This window comes from Nocardia aurea (assembly GCF_003123685.1).
GTDB lineage: Bacteria > Actinomycetota > Actinomycetes > Mycobacteriales > Mycobacteriaceae > Nocardia > Nocardia aurea.
Genome location: NZ_QCYJ01000102.1, coordinates 52,319 through 72,365, shown reverse-complemented (window position 1 = coordinate 72,365; position 20,047 = coordinate 52,319). Strand labels below are relative to the sequence as shown.

Here is a 20,047-nt window from a genome sequence, read left to right as displayed (position 1 = left end):
TGCACGAACTCGTGACCCGGGCGCACGGGGTTCTGCGATAGTACGGACCGGAGGTGGAACAGTGGCTGACGGAATACCCACCGGACGCGTCCGGCGCGGCGGCAGGCTGGGGTTGTTGGCCGCGGGGGAGGTCGTGCGCGGCGTCGGAATTCGGCTGTCGACGATCACGGCCACCGAGGAGGCCCGACAGATCCTCGCCGAGCGGTCGACGCTGCGGACCGCGCAGCAACTGGTCACGGTGCTCGGCGGCATGAAGGGCGCCGCGATGAAGTTCGGCCAGATACTCTCGGTGCTCGACCTCGACCTGGTACCGGAGTCGCATCGGGAACTGTTCCGCACGAAACTCGCCGAACTGCGCGATCGCGCGCCGGCTGCCCCGTTCGCCACCATGCGCGCGGTCATGGAAGAAGAGTTGGGGCCGCTGGCCCGAGTGTTCGCCGATGTGGACGAGACACCGATCGCGGCGGCGTCGGTGGGGCAGGTGTATCGGGCTCGGCTGCGCGACGGGCGTGCGGTCGCGGTCAAGGTCCAGTACCCCGGAATCGATGACGCCATCGCGGCGGACCTGCGCAATCTCGAACTGCTGAGCAACCTGTGGCGATCGATGCTCCCCAGCGCCGCCGACGATGCCGTGCTCGCCGAGATCGCCCGCAATCTCGATCGCGAACTGGACTATCCGGCCGAGGCACTCACCCAGCATCGAATCGCCACTCGCTATCGCGACCACCCCTTCATCACGATTCCCGACAGCGTGCCGCCGTACTGCACCCGCCGGGTCCTGGTGACCGAATTCGTCGACGGTCATCCTTTCGGGCACATGCGTGATCTACCGAGCGCGGAGCGGGATCGGATCGGCGAGTTGATCTATCGTTTCTATCTCACCTCCCTGTTCGTCGATCACGAGTTCTGCGGTGATCCGCACCCCGGCAATATCCTGCTCGCCGCCGACGGGCGACTGGCATTCGTCGATTTCGGCCTCTACAACCACATGGATCCGGCACATGTCGAATTCGAGCGCGCATGTCTGCGCGCCGCCGCGGAGGGACGCGGCGACGATCTCTACCGGGCCTGGGTGGGTCGCGGCATCATCGACCCGAACTCCGAGGTCGACGCGTCGGAATGCCTCGACTACGTCCGCGCGGCGGCGGGGTGGCATCTGGTGGACGAGCATCTCACTGTCACACCGGAACTCGCCACCACGGCGGTGATACTCGCCGTCGATCCGAGGGCGGCTCTGTTCCAGCGGATGCGGCAACAATCGTTGCCCCCGGAACACGTGTTCTCCCGTCGCGCGGATCTGTTCACCTTCGCCACGATCGGACAACTCGGAGCGGGAAACAATTGGCACCGGATCGCGCGCGAATGGCTCTACGACGAAGCGCCCGTGACCGAGGTCGGCCGGGCGATCGCGGCATGGCGAGATCGGCAACCGATCCGAGTGCCCGATGGTCACCAATAGTCAGTTTCTTCTGTCAGCGAATACATCCAGGGAGTGCGATGGGTTCCAAGGTCGCGGGGCAACGTCGTCGTCCGACACAGGAACGGGCGAAGGCGACCAGAGAACACATACTCGACACCGCCGCCCGGTTGTTCGGAGAGCGGGGTATCACGAACACCTCGACGAATCGAATCGCCGCCGAAGCTCAGCTGAGCGTCGGCACCCTCTATCGGTATTTCGCCGATCGTGCCGTCATCGTCGACGAACTGCTCGAGCGCTTGCTGAAGAATATCGAGCGTCGGCTCACCGAACAGGTCTTCGATGTCGCCGACCGCTCGATCCACACGCTGTTCACCGATATCCTCCAGGTCATCTCCGACGAATTGGTCGCCAATGCGCGTCTGGTGCGCGCGCTGGTCGCGGGTGTGCAGTTCTACAGCAGTGGTCTGCCCGAATTCGAGCCGCGGCTGCATCTGCTGGTGAAAGTGGCGCTGATCCAGATCCTCGGCCCCGGCGACGACCACAAATTCGACGTCATGACCTTCGTCATCCTCAACACCAGCTTCGCCGCCGTCCTGCGTGCCTCGGCGGTGGAAGTGGCGCGCACCGACCGCGACGAGGCCATCGACATGACCGCGCGGATGTTCTCGGCGTGGATCGAAGCCGAAGCCGCCCTCGCGGCACCGTGATCGCAGACCCCGGCGGGCTACGGTGTCGGCTGGGTCTCCGGGCGTGGGGCCGAGCGTCCGGCGAAGCGATTCATCACCGGTACGTCGACCCAGTGATAGAGCGCGGCCGCCGCCGCGGTGGACAGTGCCAGGACGAGTAGGGCGAATCCGGTCCAGCCGAGGATGCCGAACTGTCTGCCGCCGATGAGGAAGCGGGTGACGAGCACCATGATCGGGAACTGGATCAGGTAGAAGGCGTAGGAGATATTGCCCAGCCACACCATTCGCGGATGCGTGTTCAGTCCGCGAATGCCGTGCAGGTCTCTGGCGGCGAGGGTGGCCACGACCGCCGCCATGGGTGCGATCAGCAGAGCGGACATCTTGAAATCGACCGGCACCACCCAGGTCGCGGCGTAGGTGAGGACCAGGGCCAGCATCGGTGGCGCGAGACGGGTATTGCGCCACCGCCCTTCCAACACCATCCGGGCGGTCAACACGCCGAGATAGAACTCGGGCAACCGTGAGAGCGGAAAGGTGTAACCGAGCCAATACGACTGTGCCACCGGGATATCGGGCTGGGCGAACCATGCCTGGGAGGCGTGCAATTCGAAATACGGTGAGGTGTCGCCCGGCACCAGCCGGGGCGCGAAGGCGTTCGCGATCCCTTTCGGCCCTGGCACCCACAGGTAGTAGGCCGCGTGCAATGCCAGCACGACGATCACCAATACGGCGGCCGCGAGAAGCAGTTTGCGCGTCGGGATACGCCGCACCACCGGCAGCAGCAGCGGAAAGGTCAGGTAGAACAACAGTTCCGAGGCCAGCGACCAGGACGGCACGTTGAGCCCGCCGACGGTACTCCATTTCGGTACCCAGGCGTGGACGAGCAGCACATTCGGCAGCCACACCACGAGCCGATGCAACGGCACACCGGCGGCGAGCACGAACGCGGCAGCCGCCACCAGGTGCGTCGGATAGATCTTCAGCACCCGCCGCCGATAGAACAGCCGTATCGACATGCCGGGCCGGAACGACCAGTAGATGATGAAGCCGGACAGCACGAAAAAGAAGGTGACCCCCGCGGCCCCGAGTTGCATCGGCATCCACTGGTGGATCTGCCGGAACAGTTCGGACTTCTGGAACGGGTACACCGGCAGGAACACCAGGGCGTGCAACACGAATACCGCGAACGCCGCCCACCAGCGCGCGCCGGTCAGCGATGGCAACGCGGAATGTCGCTGGTCGGGAGCCGCGACCGGAGCGGGCCCAGCCGGAGCGGCCCTGACCTCGGCCGTGGCGGCGGCCGTGACCGGGGCGGGCAGTGTCTTCGGTGGGCGGGTCATCGTAGGTACCTGTCGTACAGGGCGGTCGCGACGACCGCGTCACCACGCGACGACGGGTGCAGCGGCAGCCCGATGACATCGGTATGCGGATCGAACACCCCGTTGATCCACGGTTCGGCCGAACACAAACCGTGCCCGACGGTCAACGCGCGCGCGTCGAAGAAGTCCAGTCCCAGCAGTTGGGCGCCCTCGCGCTGGGCCAGGTCCATCCGGTCGAAGTATTCGATGATGGCCCGTCCTCGTGGCTGGATGTACGGTGCCACGCCGAGGATGCTGACGCAGGCCGTGCTCTGCCCCGCAGGCAGGATCTCCGGGTATCCGACGATCACGACGCGCGCGGCGGGTGCGTAGTACCGGATGTATGTGACTGCGGCACGCACTCTTTCGGCGTAGACGACACCGGTCACTCCGCGGATGTCGGGAATGCGTCCCTGTTCCACCGCGTCGAGATCGCAGCCGCGAATCAGGTCGAATACGCACTGCTGCAACGCGTACCAGAGCGTCTGGTCGGTCTCGCCCCAGTGGTCGTCGAGGCCCAGCTGTATGGTCACCAGCTTGGTCGCGGGGCCGAAGGCACCGTCGTGGTCGGCCTGTAGGACCTGCATGGCCAGGGTGTATCCGGGACCGCTGTCGATGGTCGCCCCCGAACAGGACGGATCGGCCACCTCGTCGGAACCGTGCGGCCCGATCAGGCGGCCCAGTTGTGCGGGCCACGCCGTGGCGCCGCGTACGCAGACGTCTCCGAGAGTCAGCGGATCCCATCCGTTCGCGGTGTAGGAATCGCCCAGGACGACCACCTTCTTACCCTCGGTCGGCGAATCCGCCTGTGCCGCGGTGGCTCCCACCGTCGAGGCGGTGATCGCGAGGGCGACAGCGCACAGTCCGCGCAGTCCTCGGCCGACACCGTCGGCTGCCGATCCCATGGTGGCGCCCGTCCTCAGTAGCCCGCGCGTGGTTCGAAGCCGGGCGCGTCCAAGGTGGGCGGCGCGGGCTTCGGTTCCGGGGCGGGCTTCGGCGCGACCGGTTGCGGGACAACTGGTTGTGGGGCAACCGGTTCCGGGGCGGCCGGTTGTGGGGCGGCCGGTTGTGGGGCGGGCGGTTGTGGGGCGGGCGCTTCGGCGGTGGCGGCGGGCTGCGGGCCGGGCGCGTTCACCTCGGCGGGAACGGGTGTGGCATTGCTGGGCGGTGCGGGCGCGGCGGCAGGCGCCGGAGTCGTCGGGGCGACGGTGCTGCTGCCGGGGCTCGGCTGCTGCTCCGTGGTGTTGTCACCGCAGGCCGCGGCACCGAACAGGCACGCCCCGGCGACGAGAACACCCGCCGCCCGGAGGAGGGAGACATCCGAGGTACGACGCTTCATGGAACCTCACCAATCAAAAAATGAAATGCAACTACTTCACTTTGGCGGAGTGTACACAGGTTGCGCGCGGCTCAGGGGCCCGATTCGCCCGAATTCGATCATCGCCCAGCGTAGGTCGCCGATCGCTGGTTCCTCGATGCCGTCGATGGCGGGCAGGGGGACGCGCTCGGCGCACGGTCCTCGGCGTCGACCGGTCGACACGGCCGGGTCGGCTACCGGCGTTCGCGTTCTCGACGTTTGCCGACAGCGTGCTCGGCTCCGGCGTCCGGGCGCTTCGATCAATCGAATTCCTCTGCCCGCGTTGGCTCGTGCGGCGCGGTATGCGAGGCGGCGAGGGCGTCCAATGTCTGCCTGGAGGTGTGGAACGGGTGCCAGCCGAGGCGTCGCTTGGCCTTGGTGGTATCCATCACGACCGAGGTGCGTGCGAGGTGCAGCCATTCCAGAACCGGCGGCACGAACGGAAGCTGGGCGATCGCCCTCGAGACCATCGTGGCGGCCGCGGCGGGCACCCGGACCGGTCGCCCGCCGAGCGCCGACACGATCTGGGAGATGGTGACCACCCCGTCGCCGGCGATGTTGTAGGCCCCCGGCGGCGCGGACGCCACGGCCGCCAGGGTGATCGCGACCGCGACATCGTCGTGGTGCACCAGTTGGAGCGGATGTCCCGGATCCGGCACGACGGGTTTGAGCGCGGGCACCGATCGGCTCACCGTCCGCGCCATCGACGGGAGTTTGCTCCACGGCAATTCTGCCAGCGCGGGCGCTTTCGGCCCCGCCACGATGGACGGCCTGAGAACGAAAACCTCCAGCGCCGTTCCTCCGGTGATCTGATCGAGCGCGGTCTCGCACTCCGACTTCTGCCGGGAGTAATAGTGTTCCGGCGAGCCGGGCACCGGCATCTCTTCGGTCAACGGCGTCGGATTGCCGCGGTGATAGCCGTAGGCCACGACCGAGGACGTATAGACCAGGCGACGCACGCGTGGGGCATGCACGCTGGCCTCGAACACATTACGGGCACCGGCGAGATTGACCGCCGCACTCTCCTTACGTGTGCCCATGATGACGAACGCCAGGTGGATCACCACATCGGCGTCACCGACGAGCGCGTCGACGGCGGCCCGGTCCGAGATGTCGCCCCGACGGTAGGTCGTCTTGGTCCACCCCTGCGCGGCCGGATCGAAGGGACGGCGTGCCATGCCGATGATCCGATCGACCTGGGGGTCGCGCTCGAGCGCCGAGACCGCGGACAGGCCGATCTCTCCGGTCGGTCCGGTCACCGCCACAGTCAGTCCCATATAGGCCGAATGCCCGTTCGTGGCTCTCGGAAACGTCGCGGTGCCCGTCACTTTCCGTACCGCGCGTACAGCGCGTTCGCGATCACCGTGTCGCCGTGCGCCGAGGGATGGAACGGGATGCCGACCGGATCGGCCCGCGGATCGAAGGCGCCGTTGAGCCACGGATCGTTCGAGCACAGTCCGTGACCGGTGGTGACCGCCCTGGTGTCGAAGAACTCGATGCCGAGGATTCGGGCCGCCTCGCGCTGGGCCGCGTCCACGCGGTCCAGGTACTCGATCAGCCCTTCGGCCCTCGGCTGGATGAAGTTGCCCGCCCCGAGGATGTTGACGCACGCGAAATCCTGTCCGGCGGGGAAGAGTTCGGGATACCCGACCAGCACCACCTCGGCGTTCGGGGCGTAGTAGCGCACATAGGTCACCACCGCGCGGATCCGCGCCGCGTATTCCTCACCGGACACCCCGCGGTAGTCGGTGACCCTGCCTTCGGCGGCGGCGTTCGGGCCGCATCCCTGTTCGAGGTTGAACACGCACGGCAGCAGCGAAGTCCACAGCGTGGTGGAGTGTTCGGTACCCCAGGCGTCGTTGAGTCCGAACTGCAAGGCGACGACTCGCGTGCGCGGACCGAACCCGCCCGCCTTGTCGGCGTTGATCGCCTCCTGGGTGAGGGAGTAGCCCGAATCGGTCTCGATCGCGGCGCCGGAGCAGGACTCGTCCCGGAAGTCCGTGGTGCCCGCGATACCCATGAGTTTGCTGAGTTGCGTCGGCCAGGACGCGGGGCCGCGCAGGCACTCCTTCGCGTCGCTTTCCCAGCGGAAACCGTTGGCGGCGAACGAATCGCCCAGCACGACGAGCGTGCTGCCCGGTGCGGATTCGGCCGCGGCGGTCGGTGTGCCGGGTGCGAACGCGACGGCGGCCAGCGCGAACACGGCGAAGCGGTGAGACAGCTTGGTTGCGAACATGATTCCCGCTCCTCAGTAACCGGCTCGGGGCTCGAAGCCCGGGGCGGTGAGAGTCGGTGGCGCTTCCTGCGCAGGAGCCGGAGCGGGGGGCTGCTGCGTCTGGGGACGGGGCGCGGGCTGCTGCGCCGGTTCGGGGGCAGGCGCCGGTTCGATTCCGGGGGCGGGCGCGGATTCCGGCTGCGCACCACCGGTCGGCGTCTGCGCAGCGGGCTCCGTCGCCGGGGTCGACCGCGCCGGAGTGGTCGGCACCGATATCGATGTGCTCACCGGTTGTGTCGAACCGTCGCCGTCTCCACCGCATCCGGTCAGCATCACGGCCCCACAAGCGACGACAATTGCGAGACGAATCCTCATGATTCCCGTTTTCTCTCGGCAGTGAGATGTTGGCGTCGGCGAGTGCGGATCCGCTCCCGCCAACCTGACATGCTGCGCTGTCCGATGCGTGGTTCCGAGACGCTATTTCTTCCGGCTGGTGGCTTGCCTTGGAACCGAGTAGGCGGCGCTCGGAGCTGAATTCTTTGTCGCCCAACTTCTCTCGGTCGCGCGGGCATCTGTGAGGGCATGAGAGGTCGCCGCGCGGATCACGGCCCCCGGCAGAGCACCTGTCGGGACGAACGTCCGGGCGTCGACGCTCTCCCGCACGATCCGGGGCACCGTCGCGCGCACGGAGTTCGATCCTCCGCTGTCGACCGCGCGAACGTCCCGGACCCACCGACGTATGCGTAGGTTCAGTTGAGATTCGGATCCAGCGTCGAGTGCGTGGTGTCGAGCAGAAGCAGCCGGTCCAGGCGAGCGCGGACGCGTGCGGCTTCCTCGGGATGGCGCGGATCGGGCAGTGCGGCGACCACCCGGGCAGCCAGCTCGGCGAGGTCGATACCGCAGTAATGGGCGCGGGCCCGCAGGATCGCCGCGGCGGCGGGCTCATCGAGACCGTAGAGCAGGATGATCGCGCCTTCGGCCTGTGCGATCACCCCGAGCCGGGGAGCGGTGGGGTCTTCGGCGCCCGCACTGGGGTCATCGATGTCGTTCATGTCGGCGCGCCTTTGCTGATCGCCCCCGTGGGCAACCCGACGGAAATGGGTATTCAACCAGCTTGCCCGAGAAAACGGGAAACCAGGTCGGACACCAGGTGACATTTTCAAGTGGAATCGACACATTGCTCGTGGCCGGGTGTCTATCCACACCACATCGTCATGTGGGCTGCGGCGGCGGTGCAGGAACCCGGACGCCGATAGTCGAGGTCCTGTCCGAGGCGGCTGTCGGCTCCGGCTGGTTCCGCCATCGGGTGGGGGTGCAGCCGTGGTGGTGACGGAACCAGCGCGAGAAATTCCCCGGTGAGGAGAAGCCGAGCGATTCGGCGATCTCGGTGATGCTCCGGTGCCGATCGGTGATCATGTGCCGGGCCAGTTCGGCGCGGGTGGCATCCAGCAATGAGGTGAAGGTTTCCCCCTCAGCGGCGAGGTGGCGGTGGATCGTGCGGCGATCGACGCCGAGGCTGCGGGCGACCTGCTCGATCGAGCAGCCCCCGGTGGGCAGCAGTAGTTCGACGAGTTCCCGGACACGTTCGACGGTGGTGGCGGGCCGGGCGGCGCGATAGGTGGAAGCGGACAGCAGTTCGTGGGTGTAGGCGCGTAGCTGCGGATCGGACATGTCGTTGGGCCGATCGAGATCGGTGGTGTAGGTGAGTATGCCGTCGAAGTCCTGGCCGAAGCGGACGTGAGAACCGAACACGCGCAGATGGGTTCGCGGATCGCCGGGAGCCGGGTGAGCGAAGCGGACTTCCAGCGGTTGCCATCCCGGCCCGGCGAACCCGCGCAACAGGGTGTGCAGGACGCCGACGGACAATTCGACGGCCTGCCTGGTGTCTCCCGGTCCGCCGAGGTCGAGTCTCACGTGGACGACGGCGATACCGTCGTGTTCGGTAAGCCCGACGTGCAGGGCTTCGTTGAACATGTTCCCGTGCCGGGAGATGACGTGCAGGGCGCTGCGGACGTCGGGTTCCTCGCGGACGACGAGGCCGAGCGGGCCCAGGTTGCCGAAACGGCGGCGTTCGGCCAGCCGGAGCCCGAAATCCGCACGGCCGGAATCCCTCGCCGATCGGGTGAGCAGGTCGGCGATCGCCGCGGCGGGGATCCAGCGGTCCTGCACGCTCATCGCCACCGGATCCAGGCCCGCGCCGCGCAACTGTGCGAGCGGATCCAGGCCCACCGAGCGGGCGAGATCCACATATCCGTGCAGCGCCGCGTAGCGGGCCAGCGGTTTCACCGGACCTCCCGGGTGTCCCGAAATGAACATATTCCTGTCCCGAAAGGATAAGCAGGTGCTGATGATCCTGCCTACCGTGGAACCCGAGAGCGCGAGGGGCACTCGCAGAGGAGGTTCGAGGTGGCAGGCGCGGTTCGCTTCTACGAGACCGGCGGTCCGGAAGTATTGCGTTGGGAAACAGTCGATGTCGGCGCGCCGAGCCGAGGAGAAGTGCGTGTCCGGCACGAGGCGGTGGGGCTGAACTTCGCGGACACCTATTTCCGCAGCGGACTGTATCCCGCGGCACTGCCCGCGGGCATGGGTGTCGAAGCGGCCGGTCGGATCGAAGCCGTCGGCCCGGACGTGCACGGCTTCGGTGTGGGCGATCGCGTGACCTACACCGGGAGTCCGCTGGGGGCCTACAGCACCGAGCGTGTGCTGCCCGCCGAACATCTGATCGCCCTGCCGGGGACCATCGCCGCCGATACGGCGGCGGCGATGACGATGCGCGGGCTCACCGCCGCCTATCTTCTGCGCCGCATCCATCCTCTGCGCGCCGGTGACACCGTGCTGCTGCACGCCGCCGCGGGCGGCGTGGGATCGATCTTCACCCAGTGGGCGAAGCTGCTCGGAATCTCGGTGATCGGCACGGTGTCGACCGAAGAGAAGGCCGAGATCGCCGTGGCGAACGGATGCGACCACGTCGTGATCCACACACGCGAGGACATCGCGGCCCGGGTTCGGGAACTCACCGACGGCGAGGGTGTGCCGGTGGTCTACGACAGCGTCGGCGCGAGCACCTACGACGCCTCGCTGCGCGCGCTGTCCCGTCGTGGCCTGCTGGTGTGTTTCGGTACCGCGTCGGGCCCCGTGCCGCCCATCGACGCCATGCGGCTGGCGGTGGGTGGCTCGCTGTTCGTGACCCGCCCGGCCCTGGCCGACTACATCGCCGATCCCGCCGAGCGGGCCGAGCTCGCGGGCGAACTGTTCGCACACGTCACTTCCGGGCGCATCCGCATCGCGATCAATCAGCGCTACGAACTCCCCGACGCGGTCCACGCGCATCGTGAGCTGGAATCGGGGCGCAGCATCGGCTCTTCGGTCTTCGCCGTCTGACGCCGACCCCGAAACATCCGACCTTCCGGAGGATCTCGATGACAGTTGTCGCTCCGCAGTCCGTATCGTGCGGCTCGATCGGTGTCACGCTGCTGACGTGCACGATCGGTGCGGAACTCACCGATGTGGACCTCGCCAGGGCCGCCCACGACGACGCGTTGTTCGCCGAGTTGCGCGCCCTGTTGCTCGAGCACAGGGTGTTGTTCGTGCGTGATCAGGACATCAGCCGCGCCGACCACGTCGCGCTCGCACGGCGATTCGGGCCGTTGGAGGATCATCCGGTGGCGCCGAGCGATCCCGACCACCCCGGCCTGATCCGGATCTACAAGGATCTCGACAGTCCCCCGGAGCATTTCGAGAACGCCTACCACTGTGATGCCACCTGGCGCCCGAACCCGCCCATGGGCTGCGTATTGCGTTGCGTCGAAACCCCTCCCGTCGGTGGCGACACCATCTGGGTGAACATGGTCGAGGCCTACCGGCGGTTGCCGGACGAGATCAAACAGCGCATCCGGAAATTGCGTGCCCGGCACAGTATCGAGTCCAGTTTCGGTGCGGCCATGCCGATCGAGCAGCGACACGAACTCGCCAGACGGTTTCCCGACGCCGAACATCCGGTGGTGCGCACCCACCCCGAAACCGGCGAGCAGATCCTGTTCGTGAACTCGTTCACCACCCATCTGGTCAACTACCACACCACGGAGAATGTGCGCTTCGGCGCCGACTACGCGCCGGGGGCCGCCGAACTGCTGCACTATCTGATGCGCCAGGCCGCCGTGCCCGAATTCCAGGTGCGGTGGCGATGGACGAAGAACAGCTTCGCCATCTGGGACAACCGGTCGACCCAGCACTACGCGGTCCAGGACTACCGGCCCGCGGTCCGGAAGATGGAGCGCGCCGGAATCGTCGGCGACGCCACCTACTGACCCGCCCTCGGGCGCCGGGGCGCCGCAGTGCGGTCCGACAAGGGGCGTGGACCTCTACCCGCGACACCGTCGCGGAGCCCCGGCGTGGTCCACCGCGCCGAGTCGGCCCGGGACCGTGGCACCGCCCGATACCGTGGCGGTATGCGTCTCAAGCCGGGCCGTCCGGACCTGCGTGACTACACCGCGCGATTCGACGTGCCCGCGGCACGTGAGGGGGCGGGGGTCACGGTGACCTGGCTGGGGGTGACGACGATCCTCGTCCAGGACGGGGAGAGTTCGCTGCTCACCGACGGCTTCTTCTCCCGTCCTCCGTTGGCGGCTGTCGGTCTGGGGCGGATCGCCCCGGCATCCGATCGGATCGAGGCGTGCCTCGCGCGTGCGGGAGTGCGTGCCCTGGACGCGGTGATTCCGGTGCACACCCACTTCGATCATGTGATGGATTCACCCGCCGTGGCAGAACGCACGGGCGCGGTGCTCGTCGGCGGCGGCTCGGCGGCGAATGTAGGGCGTGGCGCGGGCCTGCCCGAGGACCGGATCGTCCTGGCCACCGCCGGTGCGGTGATGACCTTCGGGAACTACGGGGTGACCCTCATCGAGTCCGGGCACTGCCCGCCGGACCGCTATCCGGGGGAGATCACCGGCCCGGTCGTCGCGCCGGTACGGGCCTCGGCGTATCGATGCGGCGAAGCGTGGTCGACATTGGTGCACCACCGGCCCACCGGGAAACGCCTGCTCGTCCAGGGCAGCGCCGGATTCGTGCCCGGCGCGCTGGCCGGGCATCGGGCCGAGGTGGTCTACCTGGGCGTCGGTCAGCTCGGCCTGCGCCCCGAGCGCTACATCACCGAATACTGGAACGAAACCGTCCGTGCCGTCGGGGCGCGCCGCGTGGTGCTGATCCACTGGGACGACTTCTTCCGGCCGCTGAGCCTGCCGTTGCGGGCCCTGCCCTACGCCGGGGACGATCTGGACGTCAGCATGCGAGTTCTCGGTGAGCTGGCCGATCGAGACGGAACAGCCCTGCACATGCCGTCGCTGTGGGAGCGAGCCGATCCCTGGAGCTGATCACCCGCGCCGCGGGCCCGCCATATCGATGATGGTCTTGTCGCTGGCATGGCCGGTATCCAGGACCGCCCAGGCCGTGCACCGCTGGATCACCGGCCGCAGCACCGACGAGTCGGCGGGGTCGGCGAGGGTGTCCAGGTCGACGCGACGCGACCGGGCGACCGGCATCGCACGGTCAACGGGTCGGGATCGAGGTCACTGCGGACGGCACCAGCGACGCCATACACCCACCGGGACGCGCCAGCCGATGGTCTTCGCGCAGACGTGTGCCGTGGCAATCGAGTACTGCGTCGAAGGGACCGGCTGTCAGGGGCCGGTCCGCGAAGTCGCTGACCCAACACACTCAGCACCGACGACAGGGCCACCAGTAGAACGAATCGGCCCTCAGTTCGATGCCCAGAGCCGATTCGGAATATTCGTGGATTTCGGTGCTACAGGCGATCGAATTCGCCGTCACCGACGCCCGCAACAAAGGCGGACCACTCGGATGGCGTGAACAGCAGTGCGCCGTCGCCCGGCTTCTTGGAGTCGCGAACGCCGACTTTGCCGCCGTCGAGGAACGCGACTTCCACGCAGTTGTCGTTGCCCCCACTGTGGCTACTCTTGAACCAGCGTGCCCCGGACAGGTCCATGCTCACGGCACATACTCCTTCGCTACACGCCTCAGAAGGCGTCTACTCTCGACCGGCTCCAACGCTACTCGTTGGATCACCCGAAACGCGTCTCGGTACGCGCGGACGCTGCGCGGAGTTTCGAGGTGCATGCTGCCCGCGAAACTTTCGACGTAGACGACGGGCGGCTCCTTTGTTCTCCCGGTGCTGTCAGGACCGAAGTCCAAGAGGGTGAACGCGTCGACGGCCTTGCCGATGGGGTAGCCCGCCTGGTCCGGCAACACACGTATCGACACGTTCGACGGCATGTCCGCCAGGTGCTTCAGCTGGCGACTCATCGACCTCGCCCCTCCGACAACCCTACGCAGCACGCCTTCGTTCAGGATGAGGTCGACTCGCAGGGGAGACATCGTGCGGTTGATCAGATTCAGACGTTTGCGTCGTATCTCCATTCGATGGTTGCGCTCGTCGGCCGAGTCGTCACGGAAGTAGATGCGATCCAACACTTCGGCGTACTCGTTGGTCTGGAAGAGACTCGACACTATGTCCGGCCGGTAGACGGTCAGCTGTTCCGCAGCGGCCTCGAGCCCCAGGTATACCTTGAAACTGGGAGCCAGCAGGTCGGTTCGCTCGTCCCACCAGCTTTGCTCTCTGCGCTGTGCGGCAAGGGTTTTCAGCTCATCCAGTCGGTCCAGCCGTTGATAGAGGCGACACAACTTGGTCAGTTTCGCGTCTTCGATCTTGGATGCCTGCCCACTTTCGAGGCGCTGTAGCGAACCCGACCCCATTCCGACCGCCTTGGAGGCGATCAGAATGGATAGGCCGGTCTCGCTGCGCATTTCCCTGAGGATGCGCCCGAGTTGGCGGTGCGGCACACCCGCCGCGATCGGTTCCTCGGACGGAACCGCTATCGACTTGGGTGAGGTAGCACTGTCCTGGTCCTCGATCATCTCCCTGGTCAGGGGGTCGTTCATCGCTCACTACTCCCGCTTCGTTCTGGCAGTTTCTGCCGTCCACTGGGTGATAGGTTCCATCGATTCTGGGTGATGTGTTCCACGAATTATGGGTGCGGCCAGACCATTTCGATGGGTGCATCTACCTGCAATTATGGGTGATCTTCAGGAGAAATGGAAAGGTTTTCGCGGGTGACCCATTGGGTGACCCAATTCGGTCGGCCAGGTGTTGTGCTGGCGATGCGCCCGGCCGAGGTCTCCTAACTCGCAAGAGTTGATTCGGTGCACACCGGGCGCACCCACATCACACGGGAGGTGGCCAGTTGGCACAGGAACATGATTTACCGCAGCGGGTACCGGAATTCGTGGCGCAGGGCCGTTGGGAGCCGCCGTCGGCTCTCGCGCTGGCCGATGTCGCTACGGCACTGAGGGACTGGGACGCCGGTGAAGCTCCCGCTCGTCTGTCGCGGGGGCGAGGGGAAGTTGCCCCTGCGGCCGCGGTGACCATCTTGGAGGCATTGGCGATGACCACGAATCGAGTCGGTGACACGCCCTCGTCGCGTTGCGGCTACTACCGCAAGATGTGTGATCTGCCGACGCGGTTCGATCCCGACAGTGGGCGGATCACGATGCGGGCCAGCCTGATCTGGGCGATCGTGATGCCTTCCGACCTCGGGCAGCGCACCAAGGTCGGTTTGGAACATCGGGGGCGTGGAGGTGGACCGATCATCTCCCATCCTCGCAGCGGAAGCTGGACCTTTCTCGTGCGCTCCGATATCGCGCTGGCGACCCTGAACGGGGTGAAACCGTATCGCGTGCGGGTCATCGGCCACGGCGAAGAGATCGCGTTGCCCTCACCTACCGATCGCGGCTCGTTCTTCCGTGCGTGGATCGTCGCCGCCCATACGGCGCATCGTCCCTCGGGCGGTGAGGTGATGGACGCCGTCCGCACCGTCCTGGATCTACCTCGTGTTCGGATCAGGTGAGTGAGGGGCGTGACGGTGCGGTCCGACTTCGCCGGTGGTGACAAGGTGTACTGGTTCGAGGAGGGTGGTGTGGTGCACGTGACCCACCTGCGCTCGAGCGATGGCCGGATCACCAGGTTCGTCGGTTCACCTGATCTGGGTATGTGTTTCGACCGCCTGGGCCGGACATCGTGGCGCGGAGTGCATTCGCATCGGGAGAGCGAGCGCGCCGCCCGTCGCGGTACTCGATGGTCGTTTCAGCAGCAGGGCGTGCCGTGATGAACCGTGTCGGCCGCTGCTTCCTCCACGGTTCCTGCCGACGAATCTCGACGCTGGGGGCAGCGACTCCATCTACCCGTGTCAGTACCTCCGAACGACGAGGAGTGTGTAAACCGTTGTCCACCAGAGCGATAGGGCTGTTGAACCTTGCGGTCGGTGGGGAGTTGTCGACCGATAGGGCCACGGTCGAGAATGTGGCCCGCGCGTGTGGCTACGAACTCGTCCGCATCATCACCATCGATGAGCAGACCTACATGCCGATCACCTTCATCGTCGATGAGGCGGTCAAGAACCGTGCCGCAGTGATCGTCACGCCGGATATGTGTCATTTCGGGGTCGGGTATCAGGTCATCACAGTCGCGTGTTCGGTGCGGCTTCCCGGCGAGTTCCTTCCTCGACAATCCAAGCCGCCCTACTGAAAGACTTCTCGCCGCGACTCGTGCTCGACAAGGACCAGCGCGGGAATCGAGGTACCTCTGTGAAAGTGTCGATACGACTCAATCGACCGCCGGGGTCACCTGGTCGGGCATTTCGCTCGGATGTCGCGCGGCGTGTCCGCCCGCCCAGGTCATCAATGCTGCGGCAGCGAAGCACAGTAGGACGAAGGGCACGTTGCCCGTCGCGGTGCCGTCGGAGGTCACCCCGTCCCGGGCGTCGAGCACGGCCGGAAGCGCCGTTGCCCACAGCACGGCGAACGTGGCGAGGTAGATCCAGCCGAAGTTCCTGACCGCCGGGCTGGGGTGCAGGTCGTTCGCCGCTCGACCGGCGAGCAGGCTGCGTGTCAGGAAGTAGCCTCCGGCGATCCAGATGCCCGCTAGCTCTGCCGTGAGCAGGACGGCCGTGCCGGTGTCGCCGCCGCCGATTGCCTGTTGGATACCGATCAGAGCTCCGGGGAGCACGATCAGAACGGGCATGGCGACTCCGATACCGATGGTGCGCAGCGCCAGCGACCATCCGGTCGGTGCCGTGCCGGTCCAGGTCGGTCGGCCGACGAAGCGTGCGACGAGGTAGGCGAGGATCGCCGGTCCGATCGCGGCGAACAGCGTCACGCTGCCCAGCGGCACCGCGTCGAAGAACACCTTGTTGGACGGGGCGTCGGCGTTCCAGGCCCACCAGCGCAGTTGCGGGCCGAGGTGATCGAAGATCTCGTAGAACGCGCTGTGCGCCATGCCGACGCTGACCGCGCCCGCCACCAGTCCGAAGCGTGGGAACACCCCGAGTGCCCGCACGATGTCGTAGGCCAACATCGGCACGGCGGCGTAGAGCGCGACGATGTAGAGCGGCAGTCGATCGTAGAAGAGATCGACGGTGAACACGTTGTGGACGAAGTTCAAGCCCACCGAGTCCATCATCCCGAACTTGTCGGGGAAATAGAGCGGCGGTTCGAGGAGCACCAGGTAGACCATCGCGCCGAACCACAGCGCCAGGTTCGTCGGGTCGCCGTCGCGACGCAGCCGTCGCACGGCCCACCACAGGGCGTAGACCGCACCGGCGACCATCAAGAGCTCCACGACCGGCAATGTCCAATCGGTCAGATCCGCCGGGTTACGCAACTCGACGAAAGGTGAGTTGCCACAGTCGAATCCGCCGAGTTCACGGGTCATTTCGTCGGCGATGGCGGGACACGGCCCCGCGTTCATCACTACATTCATGCGTCAGAGTCCGTAATCGATCGAAACGCGGTCGCTGGTCGGTCGGGACTGGCAGGTCAGGATGTAGCCGTCGGCGCGCTCGCGCTCGGAGAGCACGTCGTCGAAGGCCTGCTCGACCGTGCCGTCGTTCAGCTTGGCCCGGCATGTGCCGCAGATCCCCGACCGGCACGACCAGGGCACGACGGTGCCGGTGGAAAGGGCGGCCTCGAGAAGCGTCCGCCCGGAGACCGGGACGCTGCGCGCGCTGCCTCCGACGGTGAACGTCAGGTCGGCGTCGGCGAAACGGGCGGCTGTCTCCGAAATCGGCCGGGCGCGAGTCTCGCCGGCGGTGTAGGACTCGGAGTGCACGAGTGAGAGATCCACGCCGTTGGCCGCCAGCGCCGCGTTCACGGCGTCCGCCATCGCGTTGGGACCGCAGACGAACCACGCGTCGACCTCCGCCAGCGTGCCGTCGGCCAGCCACGCCCCGAGCTTCGGGGAGTCGATGAACCCGTCGACATCCTCGTGTACGTGCACCACACGGAGCCTGTCACCGAAGTCGGTGCTCAGAGACCCCAGTTCGGTGCGGAACATGACCGCGTCGGCGGTGCGGTTGGCGTAGAGGAGGGTGAACCGGCTCCGCGGCTCCTGCTCGAGGGTCGCGGCGAGCACCGACAGGACCGGACCGATACCGCTGCCCCCGGCGATGCCGACGTGGTGGCGAACAAGTGCCGGGTCGAGCGGAACGTGGAACGAGCCTGTGGGCGCGGCGATTTCGAGCCGGTCACCGATTCGGAGCTGCTCGACTGCCCAGTTCGAGAAGAGTCCACCAGGGGTGCGCTTGATGCCGACCCGCAGCGTGCGCGAGGACGGCGGCGTGGAGATGGAGTAGGTGCGGCGGACGTCCTGTCCGTCGATCAGCGTGCGCACCGACACGTGCTGGCCCTGCACGAAGTGGAAGGTCTCGCGCAGTTCGGCGGGAATGTCGAACGTCACCGCGATGCTGTCCTCGGTCATCCGATCGACGTCGCTGATCCGGAGGCTGTGGAAGCCGGACGCGGCGCACGCGGAACGTCCCACGCCGTCGCCGGTCGTGGACGAGTACCAGTGCGCGACGTCACCACCGGACTCGTAGTGCGCGAACCACCGCTCGGCGAATGCCGGCAGCGGCTGGTGCACCGGGTCGTGACCCGGCGTCTGCGACAGCAGGATACGGGTGAAGGAGATGAGTTTGTCGCCGAGCGGAAGGACATCCAGCGGCCCCACCGGGCGTTTGACTACACCCGGAAAACGGGAGGCGAGACGTTGCCACCACAGCAGCGGACGGTCGGCGGCGTCGTGCAGCACGCGCGCGTCGACGCCACGCTCGGACGCTGGAACATGGCGGTTGAACCCGTCCTCGATGACAGCGTTCACCTTCGCGACGTGGCCCACGACTCGGGGCAGGACTCGGGTGCGGTAGGTCTTGCTCGGCACCATCGCGTTGTAGACGATGAGGCCCGACGAGCGATGTTCCACCTCCTCGACGAAATGCCACAGCAGTAGCGAGGCGACCCTGTCGTCGCCCGGGCGGAAGAGCTTGTCGTCGTGGTCGAGCAACAGTTTGAAGAACGGCGTGAACGTGGCCTCGAGGTCGGCGATGTAGGCCAGCCGGAATTGCAGCGACTCCGTCGCGGTGAGTTCGTCGAACAGCGCGATGGCGCCCTCGAGGGTCTCTTGCAGGCCGGGGTAGGTGCGGATCAGGGCCGTCAGATGACGGCGATGCGCCATCGAGTGCTGGGCCTCCTGCTCCAGGAATGCCCGCGCCTCCGACTTCGCCTCGGAATCGGTGATGAGGGGGATCGCCTCGCGCACCGCCGCGACGATGAACTTCTCGAAGCCGATGGCGATGATCGACACGGCGTTCATCTGCATCGAGAATGCCGGGTTCGAGTCGTTCCAGCGGAACGGGATCTCTCCGTCCAGGTCGAATTCGAGGGTGCGGATCTCGAGGTCGCTCACGTTTCTCCCGGGCTAGCTGATGTCACAACAGGACCGAGAGTATGACATCGATGGTCCTGAGCGCCAGTGTTCAGCGTCTACCCTCGGCAGGAAATGAACACCGAACGGCACATAGAACGATCATGTGTGCCACGGCAGCCGTATGACACACTGACCGGGCAGGTGTGTCGTCGGAGTGGTTCGGAGAGGGTTGGGCAGTGTCGCGACGTGGCTGGGCCGGTCTGCCGCCGGAGACGCAGGACGAGGGTGGTCGGCGCATCATCGAGGCCGCCGCCCGGTGCGTCGATCGGCTCGGTGCCGAACACACCACCTTGTCCGCGGTGGCCGAGGAGTCCGGCGTCAGCCGCCGCACCATCTACCGCTACTTCGACGGTCTGGAGGATCTGTTCGCCGCCGTCGGCCGCAGCGCCATGGACGACTTCCAGAAGCGGCTGGACGAAGCAACGGCGAGTATCAAGGACGTGGTCACGCTCGTCGTGGAGTCGCTGGCGTTCGCGATCGAGGAAGTGCCACGTGACCCCCTGATCCACCTTCTCGTCGCCTCGGGTCACATGAAGACCTACGGTCAGATCGTCATGAGCCCGCTGGTGATCGACTACTGTCGCCGCGTCGTGGTCGAAGGCAAGGCCGACTGGGCCGCGCTGGGCTACGACGAAGCGGCCCTCAACGACCTTGTCGTGTTCATGCAACGCATCCTCCAATCGTTCCTGAGCGCACCCGAACCGAGGCTCGAGGCCTCCGAACTGCGGTCGTTCCTGCGCCGTTGGCTCGGACCCTCGGTGCTCGCCCGCGGGCAGTGGACCCCGAACCGCACCGGCAACGCACCCGAAACCCTGGCTGCCCCAGCCGCAGCCGACATTCCGGTCGAAGACAACAACAGTTCACGCTCCGGCCCGTTCGAGTAGCGCGTAGCGCCGTCGACTCCCGCGCGGAATTCGTTGCAGTTCAGCTCGTCTGGCGCTCGACCGAATGGTTGTCGACGGGAACGGGGTGATCAGGTCGACGGCGTGCGACGTCCCGAGAGCGTGTCCACGTAGCGACCAGTTGCCAACGCCTGGCAGGGGTGCTATAAATCATCCGTTCGAATGCTGAACAAGTGCTCAGCTCGAGGTGGATGCGTCGCTCCGGCCATCCCGCCTGCCGTGGCGACCAGTGCTGATCGCTCGCAACCCGACGACCACCTCGGGAGTGAAATGTAGAGG

General features: G+C 66.6%; 21 protein-coding genes. 9 read left to right on the top strand and 12 right to left on the bottom strand.

The genetic code is table 11. The annotated features are described in order from the left end of the window. Nucleotides 1–61: 61 nt before the first annotated feature. Nucleotides 62–1,459: an ABC1 kinase family protein gene (locus DAT37_RS20950; RefSeq protein WP_109526511.1), complete on the top strand. Its 1,398-nt coding sequence runs from the start codon at nucleotides 62–64 to the stop codon at nucleotides 1,457–1,459. A 38-nt stretch (nucleotides 1,460–1,497) separates the two neighbouring features. Then, complete coding sequence (locus DAT37_RS20945; RefSeq protein WP_109526510.1) at nucleotides 1,498–2,127, top strand: TetR/AcrR family transcriptional regulator; 630 nt, start codon at nucleotides 1,498–1,500, stop codon at nucleotides 2,125–2,127. Nucleotides 2,128–2,144: 17 nt separating this feature from the next. Here the strand turns inward: DAT37_RS20945 and DAT37_RS20940 are convergent, their stop codons facing one another. From DAT37_RS20940 to DAT37_RS20905, 7 genes are all read right to left on the bottom strand, one after another. Beyond that, nucleotides 2,145–3,446: an acyltransferase family protein gene (locus DAT37_RS20940; RefSeq protein WP_232839899.1), complete on the bottom strand. Its 1,302-nt coding sequence runs from the start codon at nucleotides 3,444–3,446 to the stop codon at nucleotides 2,145–2,147. Next, nucleotides 3,443–4,369, bottom strand: a complete 927-nt coding sequence (locus DAT37_RS20935; RefSeq protein ID WP_109526509.1) for an SGNH/GDSL hydrolase family protein — start codon at nucleotides 4,367–4,369, stop codon at nucleotides 3,443–3,445. Before DAT37_RS20935 ends, DAT37_RS20940 begins: the two co-directional genes overlap by 4 nt. 14 nt (nucleotides 4,370–4,383) lie before the next feature. Continuing rightward, complete coding sequence (locus DAT37_RS20930) at nucleotides 4,384–4,803, bottom strand: hypothetical protein (protein ID WP_109526508.1); 420 nt, start codon at nucleotides 4,801–4,803, stop codon at nucleotides 4,384–4,386. A 278-nt stretch (nucleotides 4,804–5,081) separates the two neighbouring features. Continuing rightward, nucleotides 5,082–6,098 carry an NAD-dependent epimerase/dehydratase family protein gene (locus tag DAT37_RS20925; protein ID WP_109526507.1) on the bottom strand — a complete coding sequence of 339 codons (1,017 nt, stop codon included), beginning with the start codon at nucleotides 6,096–6,098 and terminating at the stop codon, nucleotides 5,082–5,084. Between the two features lie 47 nt (nucleotides 6,099–6,145). Next, nucleotides 6,146–7,057 carry an SGNH/GDSL hydrolase family protein gene (locus DAT37_RS20920; protein ID WP_109526506.1) on the bottom strand — a complete coding sequence of 304 codons (912 nt, stop codon included), beginning with the start codon at nucleotides 7,055–7,057 and terminating at the stop codon, nucleotides 6,146–6,148. A 728-nt stretch (nucleotides 7,058–7,785) separates the two neighbouring features. Beyond that, entirely contained in the window at nucleotides 7,786–8,088 is a 303-nt protein-coding gene (locus DAT37_RS20910; RefSeq protein WP_157978591.1) for an ANTAR domain-containing protein, read from the bottom strand. A gap of 160 nt (nucleotides 8,089–8,248) precedes the next feature. Next, entirely contained in the window at nucleotides 8,249–9,322 is a 1,074-nt protein-coding gene (locus DAT37_RS20905) for an AraC family transcriptional regulator (RefSeq protein WP_109526503.1), read from the bottom strand. A 120-nt stretch (nucleotides 9,323–9,442) separates the two neighbouring features. On the opposite strand from DAT37_RS20905, the gene DAT37_RS20900 reads away from it, so the two are divergent. The 3 genes from DAT37_RS20900 to DAT37_RS20890 all read left to right on the top strand — a co-directional run bounded on the left by DAT37_RS20900 (nucleotide 9,443) and on the right by DAT37_RS20890 (nucleotide 12,405). Continuing rightward, nucleotides 9,443–10,417 carry a quinone oxidoreductase family protein gene (locus DAT37_RS20900; protein ID WP_109526502.1) on the top strand — a complete coding sequence of 325 codons (975 nt, stop codon included), beginning with the start codon at nucleotides 9,443–9,445 and terminating at the stop codon, nucleotides 10,415–10,417. Nucleotides 10,418–10,455: 38 nt separating this feature from the next. Beyond that, complete coding sequence (locus DAT37_RS20895) at nucleotides 10,456–11,343, top strand: TauD/TfdA dioxygenase family protein (protein WP_109526501.1); 888 nt, start codon at nucleotides 10,456–10,458, stop codon at nucleotides 11,341–11,343. Nucleotides 11,344–11,484: 141 nt separating this feature from the next. After that, complete coding sequence (locus DAT37_RS20890) at nucleotides 11,485–12,405, top strand: MBL fold metallo-hydrolase (protein ID WP_109526560.1); 921 nt, start codon at nucleotides 11,485–11,487, stop codon at nucleotides 12,403–12,405. On the opposite strand, the gene DAT37_RS44185 is transcribed toward DAT37_RS20890, so the two are convergent. The 3 genes from DAT37_RS44185 to DAT37_RS20880 all read right to left on the bottom strand — a co-directional run bounded on the left by DAT37_RS44185 (nucleotide 12,406) and on the right by DAT37_RS20880 (nucleotide 13,990). Next, nucleotides 12,406–12,573: a hypothetical protein gene (locus DAT37_RS44185; RefSeq protein ID WP_157978590.1), complete on the bottom strand. Its 168-nt coding sequence runs from the start codon at nucleotides 12,571–12,573 to the stop codon at nucleotides 12,406–12,408. It abuts the gene before it with no gap. Nucleotides 12,574–12,836: 263 nt separating this feature from the next. Continuing rightward, on the bottom strand, nucleotides 12,837–13,037 hold the full coding sequence (locus tag DAT37_RS20885; protein WP_408637426.1) for a DUF397 domain-containing protein: 201 nt from the start codon (nucleotides 13,035–13,037) through the stop codon (nucleotides 12,837–12,839). A 2-nt stretch (nucleotides 13,038–13,039) separates the two neighbouring features. Further along, nucleotides 13,040–13,990 (bottom strand): helix-turn-helix domain-containing protein, encoded by a 951-nt coding sequence (locus DAT37_RS20880; protein WP_109526499.1) that lies wholly within the window; start codon nucleotides 13,988–13,990, stop codon nucleotides 13,040–13,042. A 302-nt stretch (nucleotides 13,991–14,292) separates the two neighbouring features. On the opposite strand from DAT37_RS20880, the gene DAT37_RS20875 reads away from it, so the two are divergent. The 3 genes from DAT37_RS20875 to DAT37_RS20865 all read left to right on the top strand — a co-directional run bounded on the left by DAT37_RS20875 (nucleotide 14,293) and on the right by DAT37_RS20865 (nucleotide 15,632). Then, entirely contained in the window at nucleotides 14,293–14,955 is a 663-nt protein-coding gene (locus tag DAT37_RS20875; protein WP_232839898.1) for a hypothetical protein, read from the top strand. Between the two features lie 9 nt (nucleotides 14,956–14,964). After that, nucleotides 14,965–15,213, top strand: a complete 249-nt coding sequence (locus tag DAT37_RS20870) for a hypothetical protein (RefSeq protein WP_109526498.1) — start codon at nucleotides 14,965–14,967, stop codon at nucleotides 15,211–15,213. Nucleotides 15,214–15,377: 164 nt separating this feature from the next. Then, nucleotides 15,378–15,632, top strand: coding sequence for a hypothetical protein (locus DAT37_RS20865; protein WP_157978589.1), 255 nt, complete (start codon nucleotides 15,378–15,380; stop codon nucleotides 15,630–15,632). A gap of 78 nt (nucleotides 15,633–15,710) precedes the next feature. On the opposite strand, the gene DAT37_RS20860 is transcribed toward DAT37_RS20865, so the two are convergent. Continuing rightward, nucleotides 15,711–16,865: a hypothetical protein gene (locus DAT37_RS20860; protein WP_157978588.1), complete on the bottom strand. Its 1,155-nt coding sequence runs from the start codon at nucleotides 16,863–16,865 to the stop codon at nucleotides 15,711–15,713. Between the two features lie 3 nt (nucleotides 16,866–16,868). Continuing rightward, nucleotides 16,869–18,845 carry a metal-dependent hydrolase gene (locus tag DAT37_RS46250; RefSeq protein WP_109526495.1) on the bottom strand — a complete coding sequence of 659 codons (1,977 nt, stop codon included), beginning with the start codon at nucleotides 18,843–18,845 and terminating at the stop codon, nucleotides 16,869–16,871. Between the two features lie 197 nt (nucleotides 18,846–19,042). Here DAT37_RS46250 and DAT37_RS20850 point away from each other — a divergent pair, with 197 nt between their 5' ends. Next, nucleotides 19,043–19,750, top strand: a complete 708-nt coding sequence (locus DAT37_RS20850) for a TetR/AcrR family transcriptional regulator (protein WP_157978587.1) — start codon at nucleotides 19,043–19,045, stop codon at nucleotides 19,748–19,750. Nucleotides 19,751–20,047 lie beyond the last annotated feature (297 nt).

Excerpts from the sequence above, each read along its gene's own strand:
- DAT37_RS20945 (WP_109526510.1), top strand. The coding sequence starts at position 1,498 with ATGGGTTCCAAGGTCGCGGGGCAACGTCGTCGTCCGACACAGGAACGG.
- DAT37_RS20940 (WP_232839899.1), bottom strand. The coding sequence starts at position 3,446 with ATGACCCGCCCACCGAAGACACTGCCCGCCCCGGTCACGGCCGCCGCC.
- DAT37_RS20935 (WP_109526509.1), bottom strand. The coding sequence starts at position 4,369 with ATGGGATCGGCAGCCGACGGTGTCGGCCGAGGACTGCGCGGACTGTGC.
- DAT37_RS20930 (WP_109526508.1), bottom strand. The coding sequence starts at position 4,803 with ATGAAGCGTCGTACCTCGGATGTCTCCCTCCTCCGGGCGGCGGGTGTT.
- DAT37_RS20925 (WP_109526507.1), bottom strand. The coding sequence starts at position 6,098 with ATGGGACTGACTGTGGCGGTGACCGGACCGACCGGAGAGATCGGCCTG.
- DAT37_RS20920 (WP_109526506.1), bottom strand. The coding sequence starts at position 7,057 with ATGTTCGCAACCAAGCTGTCTCACCGCTTCGCCGTGTTCGCGCTGGCC.
- DAT37_RS20910 (WP_157978591.1), bottom strand. The coding sequence starts at position 8,088 with ATGAACGACATCGATGACCCCAGTGCGGGCGCCGAAGACCCCACCGCT.
- DAT37_RS20895 (WP_109526501.1), top strand. The coding sequence starts at position 10,456 with ATGACAGTTGTCGCTCCGCAGTCCGTATCGTGCGGCTCGATCGGTGTC.
- DAT37_RS20890 (WP_109526560.1), top strand. The coding sequence starts at position 11,485 with ATGCGTCTCAAGCCGGGCCGTCCGGACCTGCGTGACTACACCGCGCGA.
- DAT37_RS44185 (WP_157978590.1), bottom strand. The coding sequence starts at position 12,573 with ATGCCGGTCGCCCGGTCGCGTCGCGTCGACCTGGACACCCTCGCCGAC.
- DAT37_RS20885 (WP_408637426.1), bottom strand. The coding sequence starts at position 13,037 with ATGGACCTGTCCGGGGCACGCTGGTTCAAGAGTAGCCACAGTGGGGGC.
- DAT37_RS20880 (WP_109526499.1), bottom strand. The coding sequence starts at position 13,990 with ATGAACGACCCCCTGACCAGGGAGATGATCGAGGACCAGGACAGTGCT.
- DAT37_RS20860 (WP_157978588.1), bottom strand. The coding sequence starts at position 16,865 with ATGAATGTAGTGATGAACGCGGGGCCGTGTCCCGCCATCGCCGACGAA.